The organism is Providencia heimbachae ATCC 35613, assembly GCF_001655055.1.
GTDB lineage: Bacteria > Pseudomonadota > Gammaproteobacteria > Enterobacterales > Enterobacteriaceae > Providencia > Providencia heimbachae.
This window is the reverse complement of sequence record NZ_LXEW01000040.1, coordinates 43,446-57,161: the sequence shown is the minus strand read 5'-3', so window position 1 is coordinate 57,161 and position 13,716 is coordinate 43,446. Positions and strand designations below refer to the sequence as shown.

The 13,716-nt window shown below is 39.9% G+C and carries 13 protein-coding genes; 6 read left to right on the top strand and 7 right to left on the bottom strand.

Annotated elements, in window-relative coordinates:
* Window positions 1-12: 12 nt before the first annotated feature.
* The 4 genes from M998_RS14425 to M998_RS14410 all read left to right on the top strand — a co-directional run bounded on the left by M998_RS14425 (window position 13) and on the right by M998_RS14410 (window position 3,990).
* Entirely contained in the window at window positions 13-1,062 is a 1,050-nt protein-coding gene (locus tag M998_RS14425; protein WP_068909483.1) for an MrpH family fimbial adhesin, read from the top strand.
* A 28-nt stretch (window positions 1,063-1,090) separates the two neighbouring features.
* Complete coding sequence (locus M998_RS14420) at window positions 1,091-2,506, top strand: O-antigen ligase family protein (protein WP_068909481.1); 1,416 nt, start codon at window positions 1,091-1,093, stop codon at window positions 2,504-2,506.
* A 61-nt stretch (window positions 2,507-2,567) separates the two neighbouring features.
* Window positions 2,568-2,828 carry a helix-turn-helix domain-containing protein gene (locus tag M998_RS14415; protein WP_068439423.1) on the top strand — a complete coding sequence of 87 codons (261 nt, stop codon included), beginning with the start codon at window positions 2,568-2,570 and terminating at the stop codon, window positions 2,826-2,828.
* Window positions 2,829-3,357: 529 nt separating this feature from the next.
* Window positions 3,358-3,990: a DUF1120 domain-containing protein gene (locus M998_RS14410; protein WP_068909480.1), complete on the top strand. Its 633-nt coding sequence runs from the start codon at window positions 3,358-3,360 to the stop codon at window positions 3,988-3,990.
* 192 nt (window positions 3,991-4,182) lie between these two features.
* Here M998_RS14410 and M998_RS14405 read toward each other — a convergent pair whose 3' ends face one another.
* Genes M998_RS14405 through M998_RS14395 form a run of 3 tightly spaced genes read right to left on the bottom strand, consistent with a single transcriptional unit; the run spans window position 4,183 to window position 6,517 of the window.
* Window positions 4,183-5,367, bottom strand: a complete 1,185-nt coding sequence (locus M998_RS14405) for a cyanate transporter (RefSeq protein ID WP_068909478.1) — start codon at window positions 5,365-5,367, stop codon at window positions 4,183-4,185.
* Window positions 5,367-5,831: a nucleoside deaminase gene (locus M998_RS14400; protein ID WP_068909475.1), complete on the bottom strand. Its 465-nt coding sequence runs from the start codon at window positions 5,829-5,831 to the stop codon at window positions 5,367-5,369. The genes M998_RS14405 and M998_RS14400 overlap by 1 nt, the downstream gene beginning before the upstream one ends.
* Window positions 5,831-6,517: an ankyrin repeat domain-containing protein gene (locus tag M998_RS14395; protein ID WP_068439413.1), complete on the bottom strand. Its 687-nt coding sequence runs from the start codon at window positions 6,515-6,517 to the stop codon at window positions 5,831-5,833. The genes M998_RS14400 and M998_RS14395 overlap by 1 nt, the downstream gene beginning before the upstream one ends.
* An 83-nt stretch (window positions 6,518-6,600) precedes the next feature.
* On the opposite strand from M998_RS14395, the gene M998_RS14390 reads away from it, so the two are divergent.
* Window positions 6,601-7,452 (top strand): LysR substrate-binding domain-containing protein, encoded by an 852-nt coding sequence (locus tag M998_RS14390; protein ID WP_068909598.1) that lies wholly within the window; start codon window positions 6,601-6,603, stop codon window positions 7,450-7,452.
* Complete coding sequence (locus M998_RS14385) at window positions 7,452-7,826, top strand: nuclear transport factor 2 family protein (protein ID WP_068909473.1); 375 nt, start codon at window positions 7,452-7,454, stop codon at window positions 7,824-7,826. The genes M998_RS14390 and M998_RS14385 overlap by 1 nt, the downstream gene beginning before the upstream one ends.
* A gap of 43 nt (window positions 7,827-7,869) precedes the next feature.
* Here M998_RS14385 and fbaA read toward each other — a convergent pair whose 3' ends face one another.
* The 4 genes from fbaA to tkt all read right to left on the bottom strand — a co-directional run bounded on the left by fbaA (window position 7,870) and on the right by tkt (window position 13,615).
* The gene (gene fbaA, locus M998_RS14380) at window positions 7,870-8,946 is read right to left on the bottom strand and encodes a class II fructose-bisphosphate aldolase (protein ID WP_068909472.1); all 1,077 of its coding nucleotides are present in this window, start codon (window positions 8,944-8,946) and stop codon (window positions 7,870-7,872) included.
* 60 nt (window positions 8,947-9,006) lie between these two features.
* Complete coding sequence (pgk, locus tag M998_RS14375; protein WP_068439407.1) at window positions 9,007-10,170, bottom strand: phosphoglycerate kinase; 1,164 nt, start codon at window positions 10,168-10,170, stop codon at window positions 9,007-9,009.
* Window positions 10,171-10,263: 93 nt separating this feature from the next.
* Complete coding sequence (epd, locus tag M998_RS14370; RefSeq protein ID WP_068439404.1) at window positions 10,264-11,283, bottom strand: erythrose-4-phosphate dehydrogenase; 1,020 nt, start codon at window positions 11,281-11,283, stop codon at window positions 10,264-10,266.
* A gap of 337 nt (window positions 11,284-11,620) precedes the next feature.
* Window positions 11,621-13,615, bottom strand: a complete 1,995-nt coding sequence (tkt, locus tag M998_RS14365) for a transketolase (protein ID WP_068909470.1) — start codon at window positions 13,613-13,615, stop codon at window positions 11,621-11,623.
* Window positions 13,616-13,716: the final 101 nt, after the last annotated feature.

The window sequence follows — 13,716 nt, the reverse complement described above, 5'->3', positions numbered from 1 at the left end:
TAGGTCACTATAATGATAAATATAAAAAGTATTTCATTTATTTCATTGTTTATATTGCTGTTTTCTTATAACCAAATGTCTTATGCCACTCGTTACTCAGGTAGTGGTGGTAGTTATCAGATGAATTTAGTAGCTAATAACTCCGTTGTTGCACAAACACCCACGATAGGAAGCAACAACGAAGAGTATTATTCCATTGCGCCTCCGAATAAGGAAGGTATTGAGGTCAATGAAAGCACGTCTCAGCCAAGTGGTATGGTGACTTGCCGTGTACACTATATAATAGGAACCTCTTATCTAAGAAGTGAGTATGCATACCATCGTGTATTTGCATATATGCCAGAAGCCGGTTTTACCCTTAAAGGGTTAACCGCATATCGGATTAATTCCAATACTTTTTTTACACTTTATTCTAATAATGGAATTACTCAAGATTGGAAAAATATTGAGGCTCATGGTTGTACTGCCAATATAACTGGACCACTAGATACTTCCTATTTTACGGTACAATTCCCTTTTGAAGTGCGCATTTATGTTAAAGAGCTTCCTCTTGATGGGAAAGTGGTTATTCCACAAGCGATGATCGCAGGCTATACCCGTATGTTCGAAAATACTGGCAAACCCACCGTTAATGTCCCGGCAGATAAAGCGACGGTTAAATTAAATTTAGCCCCATCTATTATCAATTTTCCATCAAACTGCACATCAAATATTGATAATTTAAATATAAATCATCAATCATTAGATTCGACTGAATTTGATAGTAAGGAAACCCGCACTGTAACTTATCAGTGTGAAAAGGCCCAATCCGTTAAAGTTAAAATTAGCTTAGATTATGTCACAGACAGTGACCCGCAAAAGCGGCTACCTTTAAAATCGGGAAGTAATACTATTTATTCTGAATTAATGCTTTATGACGATTCGAGTAACCTACGTGGAAAAACCATTGAAACAACGATTGAAAAAATAAAAAATATTCAAGTTGAAAGCCATTTATCAGGCTTAGATGCAGAACCAGGGAAATACAGTGGTAGCGCTTGGATTATTGCCACTTATTTGTAATTCTCAACATAAATAAACATTAACTAAAATGATTCTATTTTCTCGTTCACTTTTCATTGGTATATTTATTGTTTGGCATTTAGCCAGTATTATTTATATCGATAGTTTAGGTAGCTTACGCCAATCATTGCCTCAGAATATTATCAGCTGGCTGGCTATTGCACTGATAATATCTGTTATTGCATTTACGGTATTCTATCGAAAAAATAGAATCATTATTACATTACCTGCTATTTGTTATTGTTTTGCATTAATTATTTTAATAATAGATTTGATTTACTCGAAAGATAATGATATTCATTTTTGGTATTGGTCAGGTATTACGGCTGGAGTATTACTGTATATTGCAGGATTACAAGTGAGAAAAAAGTGGTTAATTCAATCTTTTTGTATTTACTGCTTTATTGCCGTTACTGGAATTCAAGTTGTGTTGACGGCTTACCAATATTTATATGAGTCTGATATTTTTTACCTCGCATCGGGTATGCGTTCAAATGGTTTATCACAACAAATCAATATATTATCGGTTGGAATGGCGACAGCATGCCTACTTTCGCTAACCGCATTAGTGTTATCACAGTTTACTTTAGCGTCTAAACGATATGAAAAATTTCGCGTTTTAATATTAGGCATTTTTATTTTTCTATTCACACTAATGATTGTAGTATTGCAATCTGTCACAACTTGGCTAAGTTTTATTGTTTCTATTTTAATTTTCATTTGTCTTTTTTATAAAAAAAATCAAACAAGAATAAGTGCAAGCTACTTTATTATTGCAATAGCATTTTTTATTGGTGTTTATCTGATAAAGCTTTGCCCTCAATATATTGACTCATCTGCAATGAACCAGTTCCACTTAAAACAAATGCTAAGATTTTCAATCACTTTATTTTTAGAGCAACCTTATGATGCATGGGGACTGTCATCTTTATTACAAGATAACTATGAACGAACTGCCATCCCATTTTTATCAGAAACAAGTTATATTGTTCCACATGCTCATAACGAAATATTATTATGGATAATGACAGGTAGTTATATCAGCATTGCTTTTATGTCATTGCTGATAACTGGCGGGGTGTATATTATCTTTCAATCTGTCATTAAGTATAAACTGAATGGAAATGGGTATTCACTCGCCATAATACTCTCTATCGTTCCCATACTAATTCATAATAATGTTGAATATCCATTTTTATTATCGGTACTCCACTGGGGAATCGTAATTTTATTCTCATCATTCTCTGATGCTGCATTTTCATTAGAGGAACAATCAATGTTTTACATTAATCAACAGTTGTCAACATTATTTAGTTTCATTATCTTTGCTTTAGGAATAAGTATATTCGTTATCGGTTTGTTTTTATTTAACGGAGAAAAATCATTTTATGCCAAAAATCAAAGTAATTTTGAACCTGTAAAAATGGAAATATTAACAACATAACTAACTCATCAATTTAATATTAATGTAACTAAAAAATCGCAAGTAAAATAAGAGCTTTATTATGAAAATATATCATACAGAAATATCTAACTCCTATATAGGGCAACAGCTCCGTAAGCGCCGCTTACATTTTGGGTGGAGTGCCAGTATTCTTGGTAAAAACACCGGGCTAAGCCAGCAACAAATTTCCCGTTACGAGCGTGGAACGCAAAACTTCACCATACATCGACTCTGTATATTCGCCAATATTCTGCAATGTGATTTAGATTATTTTCTTCAAGAAAATAATACTATGCATTGGCCACAATCTAAAAAATTTTGAGTTTTTCAAATAAGTAAAATCTGGTTCTATAACTAACACCGAGCCAGATTTTTTATATTATCGTCATATACCCCTCCTAATTTTCACTATCGAGCAGTTATATTAAACTATATATTAAATAAATAAAAACACTCAATGAATACTCATTTTATGAGTATAATTAATAATATTTATTACAAGTGAATATTTAACAAAAAATTTAGTTTTTTATTTTAATTTTCCATTCCTTTTTAGATTTAATTGGAACTATCATTTTAAATGAAAATAAAATCTAGATAATTTAAACGATAGCACCTTGTTTTAACAAGTAAAACTTTAAGTTACATTTCAACATACTTACATCTGCTATTTTTTGCTTGCTTTTAATCCCCCTTACCTTTGATTATAATAATAACACTTATTAAATAAAATAAATTACCGCAATAACAAATACAAAATTAATTTTGTTATTTAAATTTAAAAATCTAAATTTATTTAATCTTAGAATGGTTAGTTTTTATTTTACAGTTACACCTTGTAAGGAATTATTATGTTTAAGAAAAGCTTATATGCATTACCATTAATTTTTATATCTTGTTCAGCCTTATCAGCACCGGTAGCCAATTTAAAAGTTATAGGCGAAATTGTACCGCCAACCTGTACGATCAATGGCTTAAGTAATGCAAATATAGAATATGTATTTAATGTATCTCCAAATTTATTCCCTGATACAGCAAGCTATCAACTAGATGGTATATCTAAAAAAATTCAAATCATCTGTGATTCAACAACATATTTAACTTTTAATGCTCAAGACAACCGAGAAAATAGTGTAAATATCGGAGGAACGACTAACTATGCCTTTGGCTTAGGTATGTTCGATACCGATAAAAAAGTGGGCTATTATATTATCAATATGAAAAACCCGACAGTACAAGCAAATAACCAAAGTGGAGAAAAGCAAGTTGGTATGCTAGCAAATAATACTTATCTGGATGATGAAATGATTGTGACTAAAAGCTATACCATTGCATGGGCGGCTGCACAAAACCAACTCGCGAGTGGACAGGTTTTTTCAGCTGAATTTGAAGTAACACCCTATTTAAATGGAAACTTGAAAAACCATACCGGAGACGCATCTTTAGACGGGCATGCAACACTGACATTTGGTTTTGCCATTTAAACGCAATTTTACTTATTCAAAAAATAAAATTTAGCGTTAAATATCACAATATCCCCTTTGTATGCCAATAGAATTCAAGTTGCAAGGTTATTAATCATGCTCTACGACCCTGCAACTTGAAGAATGACAACTCGCTTATTAAAATAAATAAAATGAAAATTATTATCGCTTGTATTGATGTAATGCTAACTATTATTTCAGGCTAAAGATCTGGCTATACCCTTTTGGGTTTAAACGTAAAAAGAGCAATAAGGTAATCAATACTAAAACAACATGCATTCCCCAAACCCAAGTAAAGCTTTGGCTAACCTGTTGTAGCACTGCGGCAGCCAATGGGCCAAAACCTGCGATAATAAAGCCCCCTGCTTGCATAAATGCGGTTAATACCCCAGCACTGACCGGATGAGGCAAATGATCTAACGATGCAATAATGGTCAAGGCAAAACATCCCCCCAATCCACTGCCTAATAAGCCACACCACAGTAATGGCGAGAAATTAGGGAAAAGCATTAATCCAGCAAATCCTACGGCTTGGCTCACCAATGTCACAGTAAGCCAAAAACGGCGATCTATATTATGCGATGCCAACACAGGGATCATCAATGCAGCCGCCGCTTGAAAAAGAGTTAAAATCGCCAATAAGGAACCACTTTCAGAGGCACTTAGCCCCTGAGTTTGAAAAAAAGGCGCGAGCCAAGTCACGACAGTGCCGTAGCCTGCATTAATTAAACCAAAGCCCACCATCAATAACCATGCTCTAGGCTGTGAAAGATAGCCCCACACTGAGTTTTGTGTTGTCGCTACCGGTGAGGAGGATGCTCGGATGGTGATTATTATCGCAAATAATGCAACCAAGGCAGGAAGTGCCAACCACGCTAACGCACTTTGCCAATGCCCTGTCGACTCGGCCAATATCGGTGTTAGTTGTGCCCCTATTGCCCCGCCTATCATCATCGTTGCCGAATAGAGCCCCGTCATGGTGGCCATTTTTTTAGGGAATCGAGACTTAATTAATCCCGGTAACACAGCTTGAATATAAGCCGCCCCTAGCCCACAAAGGAAAGCCGTCATCAACAAGGCTAAACCATCAGAAACAAATAAGCGGCTAAACGACCCCAATAATAGAAGCAGCATCGCCCAGCTGATACCTCGGCGCTCACCCCAGCGCTGATTCAGTGCGGGGACGATCAACGCACCAACTCCCATCAACAGCATCGGTAACAAGGTGAGTAATGAAATACCTTGAAAACTCATCCCTGTCGTAAGGATAATATCGTCAATCACCGGGCCAGGCCCGGTCATAAATGGGCGTAAATTAATACCAATTAAAATAATGGTGACAACTAATCCTAATGAGGAAGCCGCTTGTTTACGCATTACTTTTGTTGTTCCTGCCAGAAACGGTAAAGCACTGGTTTAAATTCATTTTCTGGCTTGATTTGTTCGAAACTCAACCCAACTTGCTGCTGAGGTTCAACCCTTAAAGATTCAGCAATCGAAGCCGTTGATAAGCCAAAAGGTTCAGCATCTTGATTCGAATAGGCGTAAACAATGCGAGAAATCCCTGCCATGCGCATCGCCGCAAGGCACATTGGGCAAGGTTGCCCACTGGCATATACCACGCAACCCTCAAGCTTAATACGCCCTAAGGCCTCACCCGCTTGGCGAAGTGCCATTAGTTCTGCATGAGCCGTTGGGTCACTCAATTCAAGCATTTGATTTACACCTGTTGCAATGACTTGTCCTTCGCTTACTACCACTGCACCAAAAGGGCGTCCGCCCGCTTTGACATTTTCAGTTGCCAGTGAAATCGCCTGCTGTAAAAATTGTTTATCAGACATTATTTAGCTCCTGAACGCTCAAGGATTTCAATCAGGTTACGGTACCCTTTACTCTTAGCTAATGCTAATGGGGTATCACCCGAGGCATCGGCTAAATTCACATCCGCACCACCGTTAATCAATAAAGTAACGATTTGTGCATACTTATCGCTGCCATCACCAAGAATGATAGCTTCTATCAAGGCTGTCCAACCCAGTCGATTGACATGATTAACATCAACACCGGCATCAATTAAGCTTTTTACGGTTTGTACATGCCCCCGTTCAGCGGCAGGTATCAACGCTGTCCCACCGTAACGGTTGGTACTCTTTAAATTCGCCCCATGGGATAGTGTCATTTCAAGAATTTCTTGCAAACCACGGGCACCTGCATATAAATAAGGGGAGTCTTGAATGCTATCTTGTGCATTAACATCAGCCCCTTGCTCAATAAGGTAGCGAGCCACCGCAATTTGATTACCATGGGTTGCTGCCATTAATGGGGTACGCAAGCGAAGGTCACGCTGTTCGATATCAGCCCCTTGCTCAACCGCATGTTGTAACAATGATAGCTCGCCTTTTTCCGCTAATACGGTTAGTTGCTCAGGATTTGGTTTAGCCATTACTTTAGCCATAAATATCAAAGAAATAGAAAAAACACCAAGTAAATAGAACATCCACTTAGCCCGTAAATAGGTTATTTTCATGATTTATCTCCTCTCGTCTATTTAATCTACTCAAAATATATGCTATTTAGAAATTAAATAACTAAATGTTAGGTATTAATAAAATGAATTCATTACTCAATCTTGTTTTGCTAAAAACCTTTATTACCGTCGCTGAAACGGGGAATTTCACGGTAGCTTCACAGCACCTAAACTCTACCCAATCAACACTTAGCCAGCAAATTCAGCGATTAGAGACCTTGGTTGGACACCCTCTATTTATTCGTGGGCATCGAATGCTAACACTGACAGAAACGGGCGAGGTTTTATTAGGTTATGCAAAAAAAATCATTTCGCTTAATGATACTTTTTTTATGAAAATCACCGGTAATGCGGTTATTCAAACCCTAAGACTAGGTTTTCCCGAAGACTTAGCTTCTGGTCAGATTACCCCAACCCTCGCCGCCTTTATGCAAGCCAATCCAAATGTACGCCTTGAAGTTACGAGTGGTTTAAGCCGTCAGCTCTACCAACGTTACCAACATGCAGAACTGGACTTAATCATTGTGAAACAAAGAAAAGGTGAATTTAAAAGTGATTATCATTGGCCTGAACCTTTGTGTTGGCTGACCAGTAATTCAAGAGAACCTCTCAATGCAGGTTCATTACCTTTGATTGTCTTCCCTGAAAATGGTCTATATCGCAATGATATGTTTAGATTATTAGATAACGAACAGCGTCCTTGGCACATCACCTATACCTGTTCAAGTTTAGCCGGTATTCAAAGTGCAATTACTGATGGTTTAGGGGTAAGTTTATTGCCGTTACGAGCAAAACTACCACAACACCGCATTCTCACTGACGAAGAAGGATTCCCTACTGCTGAAGAAATGGAGATTGCACTACATTATCACGCAAGCTCCGACATCATCACTGATCTCGCCGAGAAACTTGCTTATCAATTAGGGCAGTTATAATGAAGAACGAATTGAAGCATATTATTGAGTTAGAAAAAAAATTACATGCCTCTATAAATAGGCAAAATATGGATTTCTTAATAGGGATCCTGCATGCGGATTTTTTTGAGTTTTGTCGCTCTGGTGTATCAACAGACAAAGCAGATACTTTAGCAAGTTTAGTTGAGGAGCTGCCAAAGCAAATTTATTCTGAAAATTATACGGCTGACTATTTAAATGAAAATACCGTACTTCTTACTTATCTCAGTTTTGAATTTAAAAATAACGCCAAAATAAAGCAGACAAATCGCTCATCGATTTGGTTAAAAAATTCAGCCAACCAATGGCAATTGAGGTTTCATCAGGGAACTGCAAAAAAATCCCCCAGCAAGTGACCTTACTGAGGGATGATGAGCGCTAACTCAATCGTTTTTCAAATTACAGAACGTCTACACAGTTCAGTTCTTTGAATGCTTGCTCTAAACGAACAACCATTGATTCTTGAGATTTACGCAGCCATACACGTGGATCGTAGTATTTTTTGTTAGGCTTATCAGCGCCTTCTGGGTTACCTAATTGAGCTTGTAGGTAGCCTTCTTTCGCTTTGTAGTATTGTAAAATACCATCCCACGTCGCCCACTGGGTATCGGTATCGATGTTCATTTTAATAACACCGTAGCCTACTGCTTCTTTGATTTCTTCAGCGCTTGAACCTGAACCACCGTGGAATACGAAGTCTAGGCTGTTATGCGGCAGATTGAATTTCTCAGAAACGTAGTCTTGTGAATTACGTAGAATTTTTGGCGTCAACTGCACGTTGCCTGGCTTATAAACACCGTGAACGTTACCGAATGAAGCAGCGATAGTGAAACGTGGGCTAACTGCGTTCAGTTTCTCATAAGCGTATGCAACATCTTCAGGTTGAGTGTATAGCTCAGAGCTGTCCATTCCAGTGTTATCAACACCGTCTTCTTCACCACCAGTACAACCTAACTCGATTTCTAGCGTCATGTCGATTTTAGCCATGCGCGCTAAATACTTAGCACAGATCTCAATATTTTCTTCTAATGATTCTTCTGACAAGTCAATCATATGTGAAGAGAACAGTGGTTTACCTGTTTTCGCGTAGTGTTTTTCACCCGCATCTAACAGACCGTCAATCCATGGTAGTAATTTACGTGCGCAGTGGTCAGTATGCAGAATAACTGGAACACCGTAATGTTCAGCCATTTGATGCACATGATGAGCGCCAGAAATAGCACCTAAAATCGCAGCTTGTTGGCCTTCCGCTTTCAGACCTTTACCTGCGATAAATGCTGCGCCACCGTTTGAGAACTGAACAATTACAGGAGCACGTACTTTAGCTGCCGCTTCAAGTACGGCGTTAATTGAATCAGTACCAACACAGTTCACCGCTGGCAATGCAAAGTTATTTTCTTTGGCAACTGCGAAAACTTTCTGTACATCATCACCCGTAAGAACACCCGGTTTAACAAAATCAAAAATTTTAGACATGTGAAAAGGTCCTGTGGTAAATAGGCAACCGATGCTACCTATTGTGTATGAACAAATTAATTACGCTTTAGCACGTTCTTCTAGCATCACAACAGCAGGGAGCTTTTTACCTTCAACGAATTCAAGGAAAGCGCCACCGCCAGTAGAGATATAGGAAATCTTATCAGCGATATTAAATAAATCGATAGCTGCTAGGGTGTCACCACCACCAGCGATAGAGAATGCATCACTTTCAGCAATTGCACGAGCGATGACTTCAGTTCCCTTACGGAAGTTAGGGAATTCAAATACACCTACTGGGCCATTCCAAAGAATGGTTTTAGCATTTTTCAAGATCTCAGCTAAACGCGCCGCAGATTCATCACCTAAGTCCAGAATTTGCTCGTCATCTTTGATTTCAGTACTTGATTTCAACGTTGCAGGCGCAGTTTCTGAGAACTCAGTGGCTACGCGGACATCGGTTGGCACTGGAATTTGGCAATGAGCCAGTAATTTTTTCGCTTCAGGGATCAAGTCAGCTTCGTACAGTGAACGGCCAACATTGTTGCCTTCAGCTGCGATAAAGGTATTTGCGATACCCCCACCGACGATCAGTTGGTCTGCTATTTTAGACAGTGAATCTAACACTGTCAGTTTAGTGGAAACTTTCGAACCACCCACAATCGCGACCATTGGGCGAGCTGGGTTACCCAGTGCTTTACCTAATGCTTCAAGTTCGTTGCTCAGCAATGGACCTGCACAAGCAACTGGCGCGAATTTTGCAACACCATGAGTTGATGCTTGAGCACGGTGAGCAGTACCGAATGCATCCATCACATAGACGTCACACAATGCCGCGTATTGTTTAGACAGCGTTTCATCGTCTTTTTTCTCGCCTTTGTTAAAGCGAACGTTTTCTAAAACGACTAGCTCGCCATCAGCAATATCAACACCGTTTAAATAGTCTTTGACTAAACGAACAGGGTAATCAATTTTTGCTGCCAGATAGTCAACAACAGGTTGTAAAGAAAACTCTTCGTTGTATTCACCTTCAGTCGGGCGACCGAGGTGAGAAGTGACCATGACTTTTGCACCTTGCTTGAGAGCATTTTCAATTGTTGGTAATGAAGCACGAATACGTGCATCAGAAGTAACTTTGCCATCTTTTACAGGAACGTTTAGGTCAGAACGGATGAAAACGCGTTTACCCGCTAGATCCAAATCGGTCATCTTAATTACAGACATGGTGAATCCTCTTGTTGATTCTCTATAAAATTTTCATCAACTACTGTGCAGGTGCAATATCAGTATAGTGCCCTGCTGTCTGTCAGTAGCCAACTAGTTAAAACCTTTTGCTGCCATCGCTAAAGTTGTGTCTAGCATCCGGTTAGCAAACCCCCATTCGTTATCACACCAAACGAGAGTTTTAATTAAATGTTTACTACTGACCCGCGTCTGAGTGCCATCGACAATCGCACTGTGGGGATCATGATTAAAATCCATCGAGACTAAGGGTAATTCAGTATAGTCTATTATACCACGAAAGTGCCCCTGCGCGGCGCTGCGTAATAGCGCGTTAACTTTCTCAATGCAAACATCATCCCGTACGGTAACACTCAAGTCTATTGCTGTCACATTTGTCGTCGGAACACGTACAGATATGGCCTCAAAATGATCTTTAAATTTCGGAAAAATACGCGTAATACCTGCTGCTAATTTTGTATCCACAGGAATGATTGATTGACTTGCTGCGCGGGTTCTTCTTAAGTCTTTATGATAAGCATCGATAACTGGCTGATCGTTCATGGAGGCATGGATCGTAGTCACAGTGCCCGATTCGATGCCAAAAGCGTCATCCAGCAATTTGATAATCGGAATAATACAGTTTGTGGTACAAGATGCATTGGAGACAATATTGTCTTCCATTTTGAGGTCGTCATGATTAACCCCATAAACAACGGTTGCATCAAGATCATCGGTGCCCGGATGGGAAAACAATACTTTCTTGGCACCAGCAGCAAGATGCATCAAACCATCTTCGCGGGAGCCATAGACCCCACTGCAATCCAACACAATATCGATGCCCAGTTCTTTCCAAGGTAACTCATTGATTTCGGATTGATGGAATAGACGAATATTATCATCACCAACCTGTAACAATGAGCCATTTAAACGAACATCCCAAGCAAAACGTCCATGGCTGGAATCGTACTTAAGTAAATGGGCGATCCCTTCAGGTTCAGCGAGCTCATTAATGGCTACCACGACGATCTCTGCCCGGCGGCTCGATTCGTATAAAGCTCTTAATACACTTCGGCCAATTCGGCCAAAGCCGTTTATGGCTACCCTGATTGTCATTTAACACCTTGTATCTGAGTGAAATCACACGGTTGCTAAGGATAACTGACTCGCACAAACTCTACTGCTCATTTTCGCTGTCAAACATCAAAAGTGTGCTTCAGTCGACATTTTTGACATTTTTTTTCAGTCAATTAAATCAAACTGAAACGGTTCAGCTTATTGATAATTAGATTAAGGGATCTATTTGTATAACGCAATAGAAAAACAGACACGAATGCACAAAAAAACAACGCCCCAGTATCTAAATTGATATTGGAGCGTATTTTCAGTACGTTAAGGTTATTGCCGCAAGTACAACGTCTAACGTAAGTACTTACAGCGATAAGCTAAGCACTTACTTCAACAATGATTTTGCAGCTTCAACTGCTTTCTCAGCTGTAATACCGAACTCTTTATACAGAAGCTCAGCAGGTGCTGATTCACCGAATGAATGCATTCCAATAATCGCACCATTCAGGCCTGTGTATTTAAACCAGTAGTCAGCAATACCCGCTTCAATCGCAACGCGAGCACTAACGCTTGAAGGCAGAACCGCTTCACGGTAAGCCGCATCTTGCTTATCAAATGCATCTGTCGATGGCATTGAAACGACACGAACTTTACGGCCTTCACCCGTCAATTGATCAGCCGCTTTCACTGCTAACTCAACTTCTGAACCTGTAGCGATAAAGATAAGCTCTGGCGTGCCAGCACAATCTTTAAGGATGTAAGCCCCTTTTTCGATATTCGCTAATTGCTCAGCGGTACGAGGCTGCTGTTCCAAGTTTTGACGAGAGAAAATGAGTGCACTTGGGCCATCTTGACGCTCAATCGCATATTTCCATGCAACCGCAGATTCAACTTGGTCACAAGGGCGCCATGTGCTTACGTTTGGTGTAACACGCAGACTTGCTAGTTGCTCAACCGGTTGGTGAGTTGGGCCATCTTCACCCAGACCAATCGAGTCATGAGTATAAACAAAGATGCTGCGAATTTTCATCAATGCCGCCATACGTACCGCATTACGCGCGTATTCGACGAACATTAAGAAAGTTGCACCGTAAGGAATGAAACCGCCGTGTAATGCGATACCGTTCATAATTGCAGACATCGCGAATTCGCGTACACCGTAATGGATGTAGTTACCCGCAATATCAACGTTCAGTGCTTTCGAACCTGACCACATGGTTAAGTTACTTGGCGCTAAGTCGGCAGAACCACCCATAAATTCAGGTAACACCTTACCGAATGCTTCTAATGCATTTTGTGATGCTTTACGGCTGGCGATATTTGCTGGATTCTGTTGCAGGTTCTCAACGAATTTCTTCGCTTCCGCATCAAAATTCGCTGGCAATTCGCCTTTCATGCGACGCGTAAACTCTTTCGCTAATTCAGGGAATGCAGCAGCATAAGCAGCAAATTTAGCATCCCAAGCATTTTCTTTTTCTTGACCTGCTTTGCGTGCATCCCACTCGGTATAGATTTCTTGCGGGATTTCGAAAGGACCATAAGTCCAACCTAATGCTTCACGAGTCGCTGCAATTTCAGCATCACCTAATGGTGCACCGTGAACAGACTCAGAACCTGCTTTGTTTGGCGAACCAAACCCGATAATGGTTTTGCAGATGATCAAAGTCGGTTTATCTGTTTGGCCTTTCGCTTCATTAACAGCAGCATTGATTTGAGAAGCATCATGGCCATCGATGTCACGGATAACATGCCAACCATAGGCTTCAAAACGTGCAGCAGTATCGTCAGTGAACCAACCTTCAACTTCACCATCAATAGAAATGCCGTTGTCATCATAGAAAGCGATCAGTTTGTTCAGTTTCAGCGTACCCGCTAAAGAACAAGCTTCATGGGAAATACCTTCCATCATACAACCATCACCCATGAATACATAAGTCTGGTGATCAACAACATCATGGCTTGAACGGTTAAATTGTGCGGCTAATGTGCGTTCTGCGATAGCAAAACCGACTGCGTTCGCAATACCTTGTCCCAAAGGACCGGTTGTCGTTTCAACACCTGGAGTATAGCCATATTCTGGGTGGCCCGGGGTTTTAGAATGCAATTGACGGAAATTTTTTAACTCTTCGATTGGTAAGTCATAACCTGTGAGGTGCAACAAGCTATAAATCAGCATTGAACCATGTCCGTTAGACAATACAAAACGGTCACGGTTAGCCCAGAGCGGATCGGCTGGGTTATGATTCATGTGGTCACGCCAAAGTACTTCAGCAATATCAGCCATGCCCATCGGCGCGCCAGGATGCCCTGATTTTGCTTTTTGAACCGCATCCATACTTAGAAAGCGGATAGCATTAGCAAGGGTTTTACGAGTCGTCATCAGTATACTCCAGGTAGGATAAAAACGTACTTAAACCAATTTTCACAACGCGATACGGATTTGTTGCCTTATTTCTTCATATATAGCCTAAATAATTAAGG